The following is an 18490-nucleotide window of genomic DNA, read 5'->3' as shown; positions in this document are numbered from 1 at the left end:
GGTCCGTACTTGTCGGCGTTCGGCGGTATGATCCGCTGCAAACTTACGAGGAAGTGGAAAGCGAGCTGCGGAGCGGATTAGACGAGCTTGCCGAAAGGCTTGGCGTCAGCATCCGTCTCGACATGAAGAAAGTAAGGGACGGCTACCGCATCGACAAAAACAGTCCGGCTGTTGCGGCGCTTCAGCGTGCGGGAAGACAAGTTAGAAAAATCGACTTCCCGCTCGTCGGCAAGCAGGTCGTCACGGATGCGGCGATTTTTGCCAACGCTCTGGGCGTTCCCGCTTTATGCCACGGACCGGATCAGCATACCGCGCATGGAGAAGTTGAATATGTGGAGATCAGCGAGCTCGAGTTAACCGTCAAAGTGTATTTGCAGTATATTAAGGAGTTTATGGAAATCTAAAATGAGAGAAGGACGTGTCCAAACGAAAGTATGGGCATGTCTTTTTTAATATAAGGAAACAGATGAAAACATCCGGATTTCAGTGAGAGGTGCAACGACATATACGGAAATCGGCCATATACAATTTCGTCTATACAGCGCCGTTACTGGATTATCGTATACCGGAAGGAATCTTGTGTATGGCGTTTCCTCCTGTGTTCCGCTTGAATTAGAGCTAGGGCATGACTGAAAACCCACTCCGTGGCATCTTTCACCGCCTTTTCGCCCCCTGCTTCGTTCCGTTTGCGCAGGCCGACCCCCGGTACGCCTTCACAAACGCGCCTTGCATGCAAGGATAAACGGCTTCCGCCCTCTCTTGGACGGTGCGTTTACCGTAGCGTAATCCGCACAAGGTTAAGCTTAACCTTTCGGATGGAGGAACGAAAATTCGGCAAAATCTGCTACCCTCGGAGTTTCCAGACACGCCCTAGCACAACCATGTTAATTTTGCGGATAAGGAGAAAAGGCAGATGAATGCTCACATGGAAACAAAAAAAACAAAGTTTCGGCGAGCCGGTTCGGTTCGCACAGCGGAGGAAAGGCTCAGGCGGAGGCGACTCTTCAAGATGAACGTCCCCCTCATCATTATGTTCGCGCCGATCCTGATTTACTTTATCACCTTCAAATACATCCCGATGGGGGGACTGATCATCGCCTTCAAAGATTACAACATGGCGGATGGCATTCTTCACAGCCCTTGGACGGGCCTCGACAACTTCCGGCTTCTGTTCAATAGTCCGATGATGCTCAATATTATCAAAAACACTTTTTTTATAAGCGTGCTGTCGATTGTCGTATCGTTCCCGTTTCCGATCATTCTAGCGATCCTGTTGAACGAAATCAGGCGGATGTTGTATAAGCGCATTATCCAGACGCTCGTCTATTTGCCGCATTTTTTGAACTGGGTCATCGTCGGCTCGTTTATTGTGCTGATTTTCGCCCAGGAACAGGGGATTATCAATAAAATCATCAGTGATTTGGGAGGAGAAAAGATACAGTTTCTGTATAACAAGTCGACCTGGCTTGGCATTTTACTCGGGTCCGGGATATGGAAGGGAGTAGGGTTTGGGGCAATCATTTATTTGGCGGCGCTTGCCAATATCGATCCGAGCTTGTACGAATCGTCGAGCTTGGACGGTGCCAACAAGTTGAGGCAAATTTGGCATATCACGCTGCCGGGTATTGCGCCTGTCATCATTTTGATGCTGATTCTCTCGATGGAACATGTCATGGATGTCGGATTTGATCAAATCTATGTTCTTAAAAATCCGATGGTCGGCGATATCGCCAATGTCATCAGCGTGTGGAGCTATGAAGTAGGTCTCGGGCGCGGACAATTCAGTTTAACGACTGCTTTAGGTTTTTTCCAATCTTTAGTCGGACTAGTGCTTGTGCTGGCCGCGAACAAAATCGCCCGTAAATTCGACCAGGGGCTATGGTAAAGGAGAATTGACATGAGGTCGTCACTCGGCGAGAAAATCTTTTATGGTATCAATTATGTGCTGCTCGGTGTATTCGGCATCAGCTGTATCCTGCCGATTATCCATATCGTATCGCTCTCTTTAAGTTCGGAGCATGCCGTGCTCTCCGGCTTTGTAGGGTTGTGGCCGGTCGGCTTCACCCTGGATTCGTACAAACTGCTGATCGAAGGAACGAGAATCGTAAGCGCCTTTAAAAATAGCGTTCAGATTACCGTTGTTGGAACGATATTGAATTTGTTTTTTACGATACTGGCGGCATATCCGCTATCGCGCACCTATTTTTACGGCCGTAAACCGCTAACCATGCTGATCCTCTTCACAATGTTGTTCTCCGCCGGACTCATTCCGAGCTATTTGTTGGTCAAAAGCTTGGGACTAGTCAATACTTACGGGGCCCTATGGCTGCCCGGTCTTGTCGGGGTGTACAATCTGCTCGTTCTGAAAACCTTTTTTGAAAATATTCCGAGGGAGCTTGAGGACGCGGCGCGTATCGACGGATGCAGCGAAACCCGTTTGATTATGCAAATTATGCTGCCGCTGTCGATGCCGGTGATCGCCACGCTCATTTTGTTCTACGCCGTCGGACATTGGAATTCGTTCTTTAGTGTCATGATTTATATCAACTCCTCCGATAAGCATAATTTGACGGTGCTGGTGCAGCAGATGATCATGAACAATCAGCTGGCCCAACAGGTTACGGAGGGACGTTTGAGCGAGGACATGATGGAGTCCGTCACTCCTCAGTCGATTCAATCGGCAGGCGTCATTGCCATGATCGTTCCGATGTTAATCGTCTACCCGTTTTTGCAAAAATATTTCGTCAAAGGCGTCATGATCGGGTCGATCAAAGGGTAGAGGGTTCGGCCGAAGTGAATCTGCCGAAAGGGGGAATGGAGGGACAACATGCGTATCAGATGGTGAGGGCATGGATGCGGAGCGAACCGGTGAGCAAAAAACGGATGCTAGCGGGGGTTACTAGGGTTCGAACCCTTTGCCCGGTTTTATGCTAAGCTGCTGCAGAGAAGGAACCAATAAAGAGGAGGAATCCATATGCCGAATGAAAAGATGGAGCAGAACGCACAAAAACGTTTGGACCAGGATCAGCCGCGGGAGACGGACGTCAAGGTAAGCCGCAGAAAATTGTTGACCGCATTCGGCATGGCCGGCGCGGCGATAGCCGCAGGCAAAATACTCCCCGGACCGTCAACGGCCTACGGGAAAGAGGAATTGTCCGTTTCCGAGTCCGTATATGAGGAGCTTACCGGCAAGGGAAAAGTTCCGATATTAAAAGCAGCGAATCTGATCGTTACAACTACGGTTGCCGAGATCAGGGCCAGTGCCAATCCCGATCCGAAATTCCTTTATTTTGTCCGGGATGAAGGGAAAGGGGGCCATTTTATGGTCGATTTGGCCGATACCGCGTCGGCTGACAATACGGGAACGGTTGTCGTAACGGCGTCGGGAGTCCGCTTGAAGCGGATGATAGCGGACGATACGATAGATGTCCGTTGGTTCGGCGCGAAGGGAGACGGCACGACCGACGATACGGAGGCGATCCGCGGAACGATCGCATACGTGTCCTCTTCTTTTCCGGGCGGAGGAGTCGTCTATTTCCCGAACGGGAGATACCGGGTCACGGACGGGTTTTCGTTATCGGGACAAAAAGTCAGCTTTCTCGGAACGAAGGCGGAGCTCTTTTTGGACAACGCTTCCGATACGATTACGGTACTTACTTTCCTCAATTGCGCCGACTTCTTCGTGGAAAACTTGAAAATATCCAGTTCGAAAACGACGAAAATGTTTTCCAAACAAGCGCATGGGATCGATGTCCGGGATTCGAATAAATTCAAGCTGTCGAATCTGGACATCTCTTATCGTACGGACGCCATCAATATCCAACATTGCAATAATTTCACGGTGGAGGGCAATGACGTTTATTATTTGGGCGAAGAAGGAATAAGGATCGGCGGAAGCTGGAATTGGCGAGTAGCCAACAACCGGATCCATCACCATAACGGCGACGGTATTTTGCTCAAGCACGCCGGCAGCCCGGAAGGCATGTACAACGGCGAAGTCATCGGCAACTTCCTCTACGACGGCGTGAGTACGTTCGGTCTTGCCAATTCGGTCGGCGGCGGGATCAATTCGAATGAAGAAGTGACGGGAACGGCCGCCCACAACCTCCACAATATGGTGATCAGCGGCAATACGCTCAAAAACCTGCGATACGGCATCGCGCTCGCCAGCATTACGAATTTCACCATTTCCGGAAATGCGATCATGAATGTCAAAACAGCTGGGATCCGGATGGACAATTCCGTCGGCAACAATCCTACGCATAATCCGGGAGGCGAAAGCTCGATTACGGGGAATACGGTTGAGAACGTATCGGACGGGGAGGGCATACAGTTTCTTACGAATCAGGCCGTAGTGGAAAAGGTGTCCATCGCGGGAAATCACGTCAGAGGGGTTATGCATGCCGTCTCGCATTACCCGGGCATAGCGGCGTCGAATGCCGCCGTCTCCGGGAATATGGTAAGCGATTGCAAGGTTCTGCTGCAGACCAGCAATTGCACGGTGACCGGCAACCGTTTCATGAAAGGCGGATTTACCGTGTCCGAAGCCGCATCCAACTCGATCAAGCTAATCGATTCTTTCGTGTTTACGGGGAACACGTTCGAAGACGTGAACGGCCAAATCGGGATCAGCAACGGATCGGGCATCATTAGCGGCAATTCGATCAAAACGGGCTCCACCTTAGGCGCGATCCGGTTCAGAAGCAATCCGGCAGGCAATGTGTATATCATGAACAACAACTACGACTGCCCGAACGCGGCGGAGAAGATTACATACGAAGCGGCGGTGACGGCGAGCGGAGCGGGATATATAAGCAGCGACTTTACGCTGGCGGGAGCCATTCAACGTTATGGTAACACGGTTCCTACGCTAGGAACTTATACGCCGATGTCAATTATTTGGAGCAAAGACATCGGAAAAGGGAAGCCCATCGGTCATATCTGCATATCGGGCGGCACCCCGGGCGTATGGTCCCCGTTCGGCTATATCGGCCAAATCAAGCACGGAACGGCTACGTTAAGCGCATCGGCGGAATCCGTCAACGTTGAACATGGCCTAGGCGGTTTGCCGGCATACGTCTCCCCGACTCCGCTCGGCAATATGGGGCATGTTTGGATTACCGACATGACAGCCACCCATTTCACAATACGTTGTTCCGCAGCTCCGGCAGCGGATACTCCGATATTGTGGGAAGCGAAGGCGTAGCGGGAACCTTCCATGACTGTCGACCTTTATCATTTGACATAACCTAAGGCTGAGTATCCGCGGCATAACGTCATGGAATACCCGATTCAGCTTGATGTGTGCAAGAACGTAACGATTTCTGGCAATCAATATGCGGACGGGACAACGGCAATCGCTCTTGTCAACGATATCGAGATTGTCATCATGTAGACGCAGGCACAAGGGAGTTTATGACCGATAAGCGATAATCGGCTATATACCATTTTACAGCTCTAACGAAGAAGCCGGATTATCGTATACCGAACCGAAAACTTGTATATGGCCTTTCCGCATGTATTCCGTTTGAATTGGAGCTAGAGCTTTACGTAACGAGATTATAGCTGGGGGGTGATGCTGGAGAATTGCCGTTTTCATTTTTTGCGTAGTGGGACTACTATTAAAAAAAGGGAGGATTGTCTGTGCAGAAAAGAAATAAAACGATCGTATTGGCGCTTACATCCATATTGGCTGCAGGATCCGTGCTCGCAGGCTGCAGCAAGGAACAAGGAAACGATCCGGCTGACAATAGTCCGTCGGGTAAGGTTGAAGAGCAAAAGAGAGGGAAAATTTCCGTAATGGTCTACGACAGGGGCCGCGTTCCCGCAGATGAAGGCACCTACGAGAAAAACCGTTGGACCGAGTGGATCAACAAAAATGGCCCTGTCGACGCCACCTTCGTGCCGATCCCGCGCAACAATCCGGGAGAAAAGCTGAACGTCCTGCTCGCTTCGGGCACGGCGCCGGATTTTATCCAGGATTACGATGCTATGAACAAAAATGCCTGGTATGCGTCCAAGCAGTTAATGCCGCTCGATGATCTCATCGAGAAACACAGCGTGGAGTACAAAGCGCTGCTGAAAAAATACCCGATTCTGCGCAAGCTGGGCACCCAGGACGATGGAAAGTTGTATGAAGTGGGAGCATTCGTACCGGCGGACATTAACTGGGTATTCTTGGTGCGGACGGACTGGCTCAAGAATCTGAATCTGGACGTTCCCAAAACGACCGAGGAATTGTATGCCGTCGCCAAAGCGTTTACGGAGAACGATCCGGACGGAAACGGCAAGAAAGACACGTACGGCATGTCGCTGGGCGGCGGATTCAACAACAATATTTTCAACTGGATCTTCGGCGTGCCGAGTGCCGGACATGCCTTGGAAGACGGGAAAATGGTGTATCCGTGGAAACAGAAGGAAGCGATCGCCGAATTCAAGAAGCGGTTGTATCAGGACGGCCTCATCGATAAAGATTTTGCCGCCGATGCGAACGGGGAAAAAGCCAAACGCGATTTCGTAAACGGAAAACTGGGCTTCTATACGATGCAGTGGGCGGATGTGAAGTCGACATTCGAGGCATTTAAGAAAAATGTACCGGAAGGTACCCTCATACCAATCGCACTGCCGAAAAGCCAGTTCGGCCAGTTCGCTCCGGCGCTTGGCGGACCGGGATCGACACCGGGCGTTATTAACGCGAATGCGAAAGATCCGGTATCCGTCATCAAATATATCGATTTTCTGAATAAAGAAGAGACGCTGAAAGCGCTCAAATGGGGAATCGAGGGAGAACACTACAAATTGGATGCCAAAGGCTGCCCGGCTCCCGCCGATCTGGAGAAAAATAAAAAGGAGCTTTCCTGGAACGTCGACTATTCGATGATAAGCAATCCGACCGATGCGACTCTCAAATGCGATCCCCTGGTCATGCAACTTGACACAAGCACTTCCGTCGGCCTGGAATATAAAACCATTTTGGAGACAGCCCGTAAAATCTATTTGAATCCGCAAACGCCGATGCCAGGTTATTTCCTGAACGTGCCGGTCATGCCGAACGATCTGAATATGATTAATCAGAGCGTTGCCAAATTGGGAGACGAGTATTCGAAGGCGATCGTCACCAAGGATTACAGCGTGGAGAAGGCCACCCAAACGGCGAAGGATATGTGGACCAAAGCGGGCGGCGGTAAAATCGACGAATGGTACAACACGTATTACAACAATAACAAAGATAATAAAGACAAGATCGTAACGGTCATGGATATATACGAGAAAAAGTAGCGACTAATGAAAACGGCGCCCTTGGATGAGGGCGCCGTAATTATTTATGAGAAATTGCTTAACGGGCATCGAGAGGTCGAACGAAAAAAGCCTGACGTTGCGGGATTATTAGCCGCAGTCCGTAAGACGATGGTACAATAACGTATATTGACGGAAAGTTGTATATTGCTCATCTCGCGGTTTTCAACCATTCTGAACCTATATATTCGGTGGCTATTTACCGTCTAAACGCTATTCGAGCCCATTGGAGGACATTGCATGCCGGGTAAATGGTTTATACGGCTGTTGCTTTCCTATCTGCCGATCTTTATCCTCGTTATTTTCAGCTTGTCGATTATCTTCTTCGTTATGGTAAATAACGTGTCCCGAGATCAAGCTCAGCGGGCGAATGAAGTGTTCATGGAACAAGTGCTCGTCCAGCTGGACCGGACGCTCGAATTCATCGACCAACAAATCATGAAGGAAACTACCTATAATGACGAACTGAAAGGGTATTATTTCAAATCTTCGCAGGATACGTTCGAAAGTCTCTTAGTGCCGTCCAAAAAACTGCGCGAAACAATCGGTGCCCTGCCGCTCGTCGACTCGATCTATTTGTACCGAACGGAAGACGATAGGGTTTTGAGCAAAAACTCGATCATGCCGCTAAATCAGTTCGGCGACCAAGAGTTTGCAAGAAACATATTGCGGGAAGGGGCGCCGCCGAAATGGCTTCCCGTTCGCTCGTACAGGGAGTTTACGGACGAACCTCCGGCAAATGTCGTCACGCTGGTACGCAATGTGCCGCTGCTGAGCGGCGAGCGGGGATTTATTGTGGTCAACGTAGGCGTTCCGATGATTGCCAAGTACATTATGGATATGTCCAGCAACAAATTCAGCTACATTCAATTGGAGGATCAGAACGGTATCGACATTTTGAATGCCAATGCTCCTCAAAGCGGGTCGGAAATCAATACATCGGTTTCGGATTATACCGGATGGAAGATTCACAGCGGGCTTCGCGACGGCGGTTTGTTTCATGTGTTTTCCCGTATTCATTGGATTTGGCTGGGCATTACGGCGTCTATTCTGATCATGGGTTTAGTTTGGCTTATCGTGGCCACTAGGCGAAATTATCGCCCTGTCGAGGTGATCGTCGAACAGATCCGGCATTTTGCCAAACAGAGGAGCCAACTGCTCATCGCATCCGGCGGAAACGACGAGTTTCGGTTCATCGAGACTGCGCTGAATCGATTGATTGAACAATCCAATAAATACGATCAACGGTTCCAGGAGGATTTGCTCTATCGGCGTCAATATTTTTTCCAGGAAACGATAACGGGCAGCCGGTCGATTTCACCGGAGGAGTGGGCGGGGGAGCTCAACGGGCTGGGGCGTACCTGCGAATGGAAATGTCTGATTGTGGCCGTCATTGAAATCGACAAATTTCAAGAGTTTACAGCCGTTTATCATCAACGTGACCAGAGCCTGCTCAAGTTTGTCGTGAAAAGTGTCGTGAACGAGATTGCCGGAAAACATGCCATTCCTGTTTGGTCGGAGTGGATCGCAAGCGAGAGGCTCGGAGTTATTTACGGATCGGTAAGCGGCGAGGAAGCGAGTTTGCGGACCTTGAAGGACATGGGAGAAGAGCTCCGAGTGTGGGTGGAGAGCCATCTTCATTTTTCGGTTACCTCGGGTATCGGCTCCGGCGTGGAAGAAGTGAATGAAATTCCGCTTTCCTTTGAGGACGCGGTAAATGCGCTGAAATATAAGACGGTGTTAGGGGGAGCGGGAACGTTTCTGTATTCGGAGATGAACGCCAAGCCTTCGGATACGATTTATCGCAATTTGGATATTATCCGGAAGCTGGCTTCCTGCTTCAAGCAAAACAATGAAGAATGGGAATCGATTTTCGAAGAAATCTTTCTTAATTTACGCATGAACCTAAGCTCGAAGGATGAAATCGTCATCGCTGTCAATTATTTAACTTATCATCTTAACCAATCTTTGAAGGAGATGGCTTCTGAATACCGCGGACGCTGGGATTTGGAAATATATCCGAAACTTTCGGGGCTTGTGGAAAAATTCGAGACGCTTGACGAAGTGAAAGCCCAGATTCACGAGCTGCTCGTAGAAGCGTTTGAACACATTCGCCGCATGCGCGAAAAACGAAGCGGCCATACGCTCATTTTGGACATCAAGTCGTATATCGAAGAACAATATGCGGATCCGAACTTATCTTTGCAGATGATAAGCGACCATTTTCAATTGAATACGAAGTACGTCAGCCAATTGTTCAAGGACGAGATGGGGGAGAAGTTCGTCGATTATTTGGCGCTGCTCCGCATTCGCCATGCGAGGCAGTTATTGGAGGAAACTTGCGCTTCCGTTCAAGACATTGCCGTGATGGTGGGTTATACGCATTCCTTGTCGTTCATTCGCATGTTCAAGAAAGTGATGAATGTAACGCCGGGAGACTACCGTAAGCAAAAGGCTTATGCCGCAGCGCCTGAGCAGACCCTCTGATTTCCTCAGCTCGAAGCGGAATCAAGCTCCCACGCCGTTTGCCATTTCGAAAATCCGATTCAAGCACACCATGCATGCCAAAAGAATAGAGCAAACTACACCGTTAAGGATGTGTTTGCTCTTCTTCAAGTGTATTGCGAAAGCCCGCCCGCCGATTAAGCTTCGCGGAACAAGCCCGACGCTTTCAGCTGCGCGTAGAACGAATCGAACTGCTCGAGCGTGAGCTGTTGGTCCGCATCGGACAGGGCGGTCGCCGGATCCGGATGCGTTTCGATCATGATGCCGTCGGCTCCTGCGGCGAGCGCCGCTTTGGCGCATGGCAGCATGATGTCCTTGCGGCCGGTCGAATGGCTGACGTCGACGAGCACCGGAAGATGCGACTCCTGCTTGAGGATCGGCACGGCCGAAATATCGAGCGTGTTGCGCGTCCATTTCTCGTAGGTGCGGATGCCGCGCTCGATCAGCATCACTTGGCCGTTACCGCGCGAGACGATGTATTCCGCTGCAAGCAAAAATTCGTCCATCGTCGCCGCGATGCCGCGCTTCAGCAGTACGGGGATCGTCGCTTCGCCGGCAGCTTTCAGCAGCTCGAAGTTTTGCATGTTGCGGGCGCCGATTTGAATGACGTCGATATATTGCTGGGCGATCTCGATATGCGCGGGGTTGACGATTTCGCTGATTGTAACGAGCCCGAATTCGTCCGCGACTTCCTTCAAAATTTTCAAGCCGTCGATGCCGAGCCCCTGGAAATCGTATGGCGATGTGCGCGGCTTGAAGGCTCCGCCCCGCATCACTTTGACGCCCGCCGCTTTCAAAGCTGCGCCGACTGCACGCGTTTGCTCGTAGCTTTCCACCGAGCACGGTCCCGCCACCATCAGATGCGCGCCGCCGCCTACCGAAACGCCTTTGCTCGTTACGATCGTATCTTCCGCTTGTTTTTTACGGCTGACGAGCAAATGTTTCTTCTTATCGCTTTGCTGCAAGTCAAGCGATGCTTTGAACAACTGCTTGAACAGATGGCGAATCGTCGCCTCGTCGAACGGCCCCTCGTTCATTGCCGCAAGTTTATCCAGCATTTCCCGTTCTCGGACAGGGTCGAACTTCGGCAGCCCCTGCATATCCTTGGCTTTCGCAATTTCCTGGGAAATTAGTCCCCGCTTGCCGATCAGCATCAGCAGCTGCTCATTAATATCGTCAATTTGCGCTCTCAGCGCCTCCAGTTCTTTGTTGCCCATTGTTATTCGCTCCTTCGTATAAGTGATTATTAGCGGTTGATTAAAAAGTCCTCATTTGATAACGAAACAGATCGTAGAGGGTATTATTAATGCAAAAAGGCCCCCATCCGCAAGGGACGGGGAACCGTGGTACCACCCTCATTAGAAACGCCTTTTCTGACCGGCAATCGTACAAGACATCGTCTCGTCACGAAAACGGAAGAAGCGGAGATCGCGCTATGGCGCAATCGGTATCGTTTCTCGCTCAAGCACGATAACGGCGTGCGGCCGGATGGCTCTACTTGCTCCGAATCTGCGGAGCATCGTTCAAGCATCGACTCGGGAGCGAACTTCAGCCGCTGTTCCTTTCGGGCGCTCTCAGTCTTCGGCGCTCCGTCCCTGTCAAGGACATTTCGGCTTACTTTTCTCTTTCATCGTCGTAGGTTATGGAAAGCAAGCCTCAGCTTGCAAGGTGATTAAAACAATTTTGCCCGGTGCGGCGCGCTTGGCCAAGCTTGTGAATTCGCTGCAGGGTTAAATTGAATTGAATTATAAAACATTGCGAATGAATTTACAATAACTTACATTAACGCAAAAGCGCAGGTTCGCTGCGATACATGATTGCGATAAAGAATTCGAATGCGGATAACTGTCCATATTCACCGGCACCATTCGTTCCGAGCAGTACAAGTCTACGTAATCGACCGACCGACGCTTACGGGCGATACTTATGCTTCAAGCTTCTGTCATTTTCGAGCTGCGTCATTCCGTTCACTCTCTGCACAAGCTATTGTGAAATCGAGGCTTCGTTCAGGTGCTTCTTTTATGCAATCCGATGGTGTACAATGTAGCGGACAACTCGATGTACGTCTAACGGACCGGTCTTGTCGTAAGACGGGATTCGCCGGCCGCTGCGGAAGATTCGCACTACACCCCGGAAGAAACTCGAGGTGTGCAAAATCAGCCGGTCGCCCGGTCGATCCTGCTTGTCCGCCATTCGGGCGGTCACGGATTAGGGAAACGGGCGTACACGAAAGGGGAGAGCGCAAATGAAACCGAATCTGCTGCTAATTACAGTCGACCAAATGCGATACGATTGCTTGAGCGTAATGGGTCACCCCATTGTGGAGACGCCGAACTTGGACCGGCTTGCCCGCACGGGCGTCCAGTTCCGAAACGCCTACTCGGCGACGCCCACTTGCATTCCCGCCCGGGCGGCCATCTTTACCGGCATGAGCCAACGCTCGCACGGCAGGGTCGGCTATCAGGATAAAGTGCCTTGGAATTACACGTATACGCTTCCAGGCGAACTGGCTAAAGCAGGCTATCATACGCAATGCGTAGGCAAAATGCATGTGTATCCCGCACGCAATCTATGCGGTTTTCACAATGTCGTGCTGCACGACGGCTACCTGCACCACAACCGAAGCAAGAACAACAATACGGTAGACGAGCACTTCGACCAGGTGGACGACTATTTGGTATGGCTGCGGCAAACCGCCGGGGCCGAGCTTGATATTATGGACAATGGACTTGACTGCAATGCCTCGACGGTAGCGCGTCCTTGGCATTTGCCCGAAGCGCTCCATCCGACGAATTGGTGCGTCACCCAATCGATCGACTTCCTCCGCCGGCGGGATCCGAGCAAGCCGTTTTTCCTGTGGTCGTCCTTCGTGCGGCCGCATTCGCCGCTCGATCCGCCGCAAGCATATTTTGATATGTACAAGGATCTGGAGCTGCCCGACCCGCCGATAGGCGATTGGGTGGATGAGGAAGCCGCGGAAGAGGGCGCGTACAATCCGACGGCATACTACGGCAAAATACCGAAGCGCCGCTTGAGCCGCGCCCGCGCCGCGTATTATGCGCTCATTTCGCATCTTGACGAACAAATCGGCCGACTGCTTAATGCTTTGAACGAATACGGCGTGCTGCGCAATACGATCGTCGTTTTCACTTCCGATCACGGCGAGCTGATGGGCGACCATCATTATTTCCGCAAGGCGCTGCCGTACGAAGGAAGCGCGAAGGTGCCGTTCATCGTCAACGACCCGACAGGCCGTTTCGGTTTTGCGGCCGGTGCCGAGGTCGAGCAAGTCATCGAGCTGCGCGATATTATGCCGACGCTGCTTGACGCTGCGGGAACGGAAATCCCTGCAAGCGTCGAGGGGCGGAGCCTGCTGCCGCTTTGCGGCGGACATCCCGTTACATGGCGCGATTATATTCACGGCGAGCATACCTTCGGCAAGTTGTCCAACCATTTTGCTACGGACGGCAATGAAAAATATATTTGGTTTTCACAGTCCGGCGAGGAGCAGTTTTTCGATCTGTCGGCAGATCCGCAGGAGAAAGTCAACCTTGCCGCGAACCCTGCATACGCAGCCAAGCTGGCCGACTGGCGCGGTAAAGTGGTGAGGGAGCTCGACGGCCGCGAGGAAGGTTATGTCGAAGACGGTCTTCTTGTCGCCGGACGGAAGCCGCAATCTTGCTTGAGTCACATTTTGCCATAATATACGGGAGCCGGGAGCCCCCCTTTGTTGACGACGATGTCGGCAGGGGGGTTTTTGCTGCGTTTATATGAATGCGTATCGCGGGAAACGGCTATGGTAAACGTCGGCATTGAAGATGCCGCAGACTTAATATTTTTTTAATGAACCGTTTAGATGATCCTAAGAGCTGTGGGGTACGCTTATAGCAGAAATCATTTCGGCAAAAGTAGGAGGCTCTATGAAACGTCTCACGATCACGCAAAAAAAATGGCTGCTGTCCGCGCATATTTTGTTTTCCGCCATCATGTTCGGCGTAATGATCGCATTTTTGATACTGAGTATAACGGCTGCGGCGACGAAGGACGAAAGCATACTCGAAGCCTGTTATACCGGCATGCTTATTCTTGCCAAAACGTCCGTACGGGCATCCACAATCGGCACCGTCGCAACCGGTATCGCGCTGTCCTTGATGACGCATTGGGGACTGCTGAAATATTACTGGATCATTGCGAAGGAAGCGCTGACGCTCGTATCGATCGGCCTTGGCGTTGTCGGCATTTACATTTGGACGTCGAGGGCGGCGGATTTTGTGGCGGCTGAAGGCATAGGGGCGATGCAAAGTGCGGATTTCTTGAGTAACCGATTCTATTTGACGGCCGGGATCGTTTTGCAAATCGTATCGTTGGGAGCCATGTTCGTTTTTTCCGTTTTTAAGCCGTGGGGGCAGCGAAAACCCGCAAAATGACGGCTGCGCACACGTCCGATCGAATTCGTAAGCCCATGCGATGTCTGGCCGCGGATTTCGCAATCGGATTGTCGGAATGCCGCAGGCTGTCGTATAATGTAGGACATGTAATCGTCAATCGCATCATAAAAGGAGTCGTCGACATGAACATATATAAAGATTTGCTTCGCGATATTATCGAGAACGGGGTGCGTAAAGAGGATCGGACAGGCACGGGGACGATTTCCGTGTTCGGCAGGCAGATGAGAATGAATTTGTCCGAGGGCTTTCCGCTGCTGACTACCAAAAAGCTGCATACGAAATCCATTATCCATGAGCTGCTGTGGTTTTTGAGCGGAAATACAAACATCCGGTATCTTCGTGAAAACGGCGTCTCGATCTGGGATGAATGGGCGGACGAGGAGGGCAATTTGGGCAGAGTGTACGGGGCGCAGTGGAGAACCTGGCACGCTCCCGACGGCCGGGTCGTCGATCAAATAACCAACGTGATTACTCAGATTCAAACAAATCCCGATTCCCGCAGGCATCTCGTAAGCGCTTGGAATGTCGCCGAAGTCGACAGCATGGCGCTGCCGCCTTGTCATTATGCGTTTCAATTTTACGTGGCGAACGGGAAGCTGTCCTGCATGTTCCAAATGCGGTCGGTCGATACGTTTTTGGGACTCCCGTTCAATCTCGCTTCGTATGCTTTGCTGACCCATATGGTTGCGGAGCAATGCGGCTTGGAGGTTGGGGATCTCGTTTGGACCGGCGGAGACGTGCATATTTATTTGAATCATATTGAGCAGGTTCAACTGCAGTTGACTAGAGAGCCGTATCCTTTGCCCAAGCTTATTATTAAGCGCAAGCCGGAATCGATATTCGACTACACGTTCGACGATTTCGCATTCGAAGGTTATCAGTCTCATCCCGGAATCAAGGCTCCGATAGCGGTTTAACGAAGGTCGGTCCCCAAACCGGCACGATAAGTGTCCCGAAAGCCGTACAGACGGCTTAGGGGCCTTTTTTTTGTTGCATACTATCAATCCGCTTGGGAATAGTAACCAGGTAAACCGTAGGTTATGGAACTTGAGGGGGCTGCTTAGTGGGAACGGTGGATTGGAGCCGCTACTTAACGGAAATGACGCTGGCTTTTCATATTTTGTTCGCAACCGTGGGAGTCGGCGTGCCCGTTTTTATTTCATTGGCGGAATGGATCGGGATTCGGAAGAAGGATGAGCACTATTCGCTGATGGCACGGAGATGGGCGCGCGGCTTCGTCATTACGGTGGCCGTAGGCGTCGTTACCGGCACTTGCATCGGTCTGCAGCTCAGCCTGTTGTGGCCGGAATTCATGCGTCTGGCAGGCAATGTAGTCGGCTTGCCGCTGTTTTTGGAGACGTTCGCTTTTTTCTTCGAGGCTATCTTTCTGGGCATTTATCTCTATACGTGGAACAGGTTCTCCAACCCGTACATGCACTGGCTGCTGACCCTTCCGATCATAATCGGTTCTTCGGGCTCCGCTTTGTTCATTACGACCGTCAACTCTTTTATGAATACGCCGCAAGGCTTCGAGCTCGAGAACGGCCAGCTTGCACGTATCGATCCGATCGCCGCGATGTTTAACCCCGCCGTGCCTTCGAAGGTCTTCCATGTGTTATCGTCGGCTTATCTTACGGCCGCTTTCCTGCTCGCCATGATCGCCGCTTTCGCCATGCTGCGGGGCCGCAAAGACGAGTACTACCGGAAATCGATTCGCCTGAATATGGCGGCAGGCCTGCTCCTTGCCGTTCTAACGATCGTAGCCGGCGACATATCCGCTCAGTTTCTTGCCAAAAAACAGCCGGAAAAGCTTGCTGCCGCGGAATGGCACTTCGAGACCGGAAAAAAAGCGCCGCTAATCGTCGGCGGGCGGCTGAATCCGGAGACGCAGGAGGTGAGCGGCGCCTTCGAAATTCCTTGGGCGCTCAGTCTTCTCGCCACCCATAACCCCGACGGTACGGTCGTCGGCTTGAACGATTTTCCGAAGGACGAATGGCCGCCGCTGTACGTGCATTATTTGTTCGACGCGATGGTCGGCATCGGATTTTACTTGCTGGCGGTTCCCGTCATTTTCCTGGCGCTGCCACGGCTGAAACGATGGCAAGCCTACAATCGCTGGATACTGGCTGCCATTTTGGCGGGAGGACCGCTATCTCTGCTCGCCATCGAGCTCGGATGGTTTTATGCCGAGGTCGGAAGACAGCCATGGATCATGCGCGGATATATGCGCGTATCCGATGCGGCGACGACGAATACGCACGTAAACGTCGCTTTCTGGCTTTTTGCCGCTCTGTATGTTGTGTTAGGCGTCGTATGCCTGTATGTGCTGGGCCGTCTATTCCGCAACAAGCCGGCGGAGCTGGAGCTTGAAGCCCGCAGGATCATCTTGTGAGGAGGAGAAGGACATGTCGATCGAGATGCTTGGCATTACTGTTCTTTGGAGCTTTTTGTACGGCTATTTGATCGTCGCCTCTATCGATTTCGGAGCGGGCTTCTTCGCCTACTACGGTCGGGTAATCGGGATGGAATCGATTATCGGGCCCGTCATATCCAGGTATTTGTCCCCGGTTTGGGAAGTGACCAACGTGTTTCTCGTGTTTTTCTTCGTCGGCATCGTCGGTTTTTTTCCCGAAACGGCGCATTATTACGGAACGTCACTGCTGATTCCGGGGAGCATTGCGCTCGTTTTGCTATCGATCCGGGGATCGTTTTATGCATTCGCCAACTACGGTGCCGGGAAAAGCGGCTTTTACCTGCTTGCATACGGGGCGACGGGATTGCTTATCCCCGCTTCGTTATCCACGGTGTTTACGATCTCGGAGGGCGGCTTTCTAGACGTCCGGGGAAGCTCCGTCACGCTGCTGATGGAGGAGCTTTTTTTCAGCTCGTATTCTTGGGCGGTCGTGCTGCTTGCCATGTCGAGCGTGCTGTTCATCAGTTCGACATTTTTGACCTACTACGCATCGCGTGCGGAAGATAAGAGAGCGTTCGAGCAGATGCGTTTTTTCTCCTTGTGGGGAGGCATTCCGACGCTCATCTCCAGCTTGTTCGTATTTGTCGCGCTGCGAAATCATAATCTGGAGCATTTCGACCGCGCGCTGCGGGTATGGTGGCTGTTCGGCCTTTCTCTCGTCGCTTTCGCACTCGCTGTATGGCTCATTTGGCAAAAAAAATCGCTTGGTCTCGCCTTCGTTTTGGTGATGCTGCAGTTTGCCTTCGCCTTCTTCGGATACGGCCAGTCCCATCTTCCGTATTTGCTGTACCCGGATTTAACGATATACGGCGGCGTGACGAACGAAACGATGGGGCGCGCGCTGGTCGTCGCCTTCCTTGCCGGCTTTGCGCTGCTGGTTCCGTCCATTGTGCTGCTGCTCAGACTGTTCCTGTTTAATGCCAAATATGTGAAGGGGGAACTGACATAAACGCCTTCGACCGGCAAGATAAATGGCTGATGCGCCTCTGCTTCGGCATCGCTTTCCTGCTTCTGCTTTCGATCTTACGTTACGTCGTTTAGCCCGTTTTTTCAGGCGGTCGACGGCTAACATTGCTTAAAGGACCGTCCGGCGAATGATTCGGACGGTTTTTTGTTGTTGGTTTGCGTGGAGCAGCACCTGTGGGGCGGCATGTGGTTGACCACTGTTATGTGACGCCAAGCACTACGCGCTGGGAGCTGCAGGGAAGCCGCAAGCCCGATTGAATCGTGACGAAATCGAGAAGTTTGCTTTTTTAGAGGTTGGTCAGTACGCCGTAGTCCGATTTAACCCGCTTGGAGCAAGGGATTGAGGTAACTCATGAGCTGTAGTCCGATTTTGCCTTCTTGGAGCAAGGATTTTCGGATACGCCTTGCCAAAAAGCCTCTGCAAATGGGCGTTTTCGGACTACAGTCGAGGAAAGGGGAGCCGGACTCGATTCCAAATGGGCAAAATCGGACTGCAGTGCAGCTCGCACCGCGCGAAGCATTCGTTCAGTCGACCTAATACAGACGACGAGCGAGGGGGAGGCTTGAAGCGTACGGGATTTTAGTTTGAGTAAGCACTCCAGATTATCGCAACACGCCTCACATCGTAGACCGCACCCCGCAAACCGCAGACGGCAGACGGCAGACGGCAGACCGCAAACCGCAGACCGCAGACGGGCAGACCGCAGACCGCAGACCGCAGACCGCAGACCGCAGACCGCAGACCGCAACCGCAACCGCAGAAGGCAGACCGCAGACCGCAGACCGCAGACCGCAGACCGCA

At 51.8% G+C, this 18490-nt stretch carries 13 protein-coding genes; 12 read left to right on the top strand and 1 reads right to left on the bottom strand.

What is annotated here, in order from left to right; all coding sequences use genetic code 11:
• The 6 genes from DQG23_RS39630 to DQG23_RS39605 form a co-directional block, all read left to right on the top strand.
• The coding region (locus tag DQG23_RS39630; protein WP_146762474.1) for a M20/M25/M40 family metallo-hydrolase at positions 1 to 404 on the top strand (404 nt) is incomplete at its 5' end.
• Between the two features lie 605 nt (positions 405 to 1009).
• Positions 1010 to 1885, top strand: coding sequence for an ABC transporter permease (locus DQG23_RS39625; RefSeq protein WP_238178245.1), 876 nt, complete (start codon positions 1010 to 1012; stop codon positions 1883 to 1885).
• 12 nt (positions 1886 to 1897) lie between these two features.
• Entirely contained in the window at positions 1898 to 2779 is an 882-nt protein-coding gene (locus DQG23_RS39620) for a carbohydrate ABC transporter permease (RefSeq protein ID WP_113036583.1), read from the top strand.
• A 195-nt stretch (positions 2780 to 2974) separates the two neighbouring features.
• Positions 2975 to 5206 carry a right-handed parallel beta-helix repeat-containing protein gene (locus DQG23_RS39615; RefSeq protein ID WP_113036582.1) on the top strand — a complete coding sequence of 744 codons (2232 nt, stop codon included), beginning with the start codon at positions 2975 to 2977 and terminating at the stop codon, positions 5204 to 5206.
• A 437-nt stretch (positions 5207 to 5643) separates the two neighbouring features.
• On the top strand, positions 5644 to 7278 hold the full coding sequence (locus tag DQG23_RS39610) for a type 2 periplasmic-binding domain-containing protein (RefSeq protein WP_113036581.1): 1635 nt from the start codon (positions 5644 to 5646) through the stop codon (positions 7276 to 7278).
• Positions 7279 to 7536: 258 nt separating this feature from the next.
• The gene (locus DQG23_RS39605) at positions 7537 to 9783 is read left to right on the top strand and encodes a helix-turn-helix transcriptional regulator (protein WP_113036580.1); all 2247 of its coding nucleotides are present in this window, start codon (positions 7537 to 7539) and stop codon (positions 9781 to 9783) included.
• Between the two features lie 155 nt (positions 9784 to 9938).
• Here the strand turns inward: DQG23_RS39605 and DQG23_RS39600 are convergent, their stop codons facing one another.
• A complete protein-coding gene (locus tag DQG23_RS39600) occupies positions 9939 to 11018 on the bottom strand; it encodes a bifunctional 3-deoxy-7-phosphoheptulonate synthase/chorismate mutase (protein ID WP_113036579.1) in 1080 nt (359 codons plus the stop codon).
• Positions 11019 to 12046: 1028 nt separating this feature from the next.
• Between DQG23_RS39600 and DQG23_RS39595 the strand changes: the two genes are divergently transcribed.
• The 6 genes from DQG23_RS39595 to DQG23_RS43320 form a co-directional block, all read left to right on the top strand.
• On the top strand, positions 12047 to 13504 hold the full coding sequence (locus DQG23_RS39595) for an arylsulfatase (RefSeq protein ID WP_113036578.1): 1458 nt from the start codon (positions 12047 to 12049) through the stop codon (positions 13502 to 13504).
• Between the two features lie 217 nt (positions 13505 to 13721).
• A complete protein-coding gene (locus DQG23_RS39590; protein WP_113036577.1) occupies positions 13722 to 14228 on the top strand; it encodes a hypothetical protein in 507 nt (168 codons plus the stop codon).
• Between the two features lie 143 nt (positions 14229 to 14371).
• Positions 14372 to 15166, top strand: a complete 795-nt coding sequence (gene thyA, locus DQG23_RS39585) for a thymidylate synthase (protein WP_113036587.1) — start codon at positions 14372 to 14374, stop codon at positions 15164 to 15166.
• Positions 15167 to 15312: 146 nt separating this feature from the next.
• A complete protein-coding gene (locus DQG23_RS39580) occupies positions 15313 to 16641 on the top strand; it encodes a cytochrome ubiquinol oxidase subunit I (protein WP_113036576.1) in 1329 nt (442 codons plus the stop codon).
• 13 nt (positions 16642 to 16654) lie between these two features.
• The gene (locus tag DQG23_RS39575) at positions 16655 to 17671 is read left to right on the top strand and encodes a cytochrome d ubiquinol oxidase subunit II (protein WP_113036575.1); all 1017 of its coding nucleotides are present in this window, start codon (positions 16655 to 16657) and stop codon (positions 17669 to 17671) included.
• Between the two features lie 602 nt (positions 17672 to 18273).
• Positions 18274 to 18490 (top strand): hypothetical protein (locus tag DQG23_RS43320; protein ID WP_238178244.1); only part of this gene is annotated, 217 nt, incomplete at its 3' end.

Origin of the sequence: Paenibacillus contaminans, from assembly GCF_003285015.1 — a bacterium.
Classification (GTDB): domain Bacteria; phylum Bacillota; class Bacilli; order Paenibacillales; family NBRC-103111; genus Paenibacillus_V; species Paenibacillus_V contaminans.
Note: the sequence above shows the minus strand (reverse complement) of the source record. Positions and strands in the feature narration are given on the sequence as shown.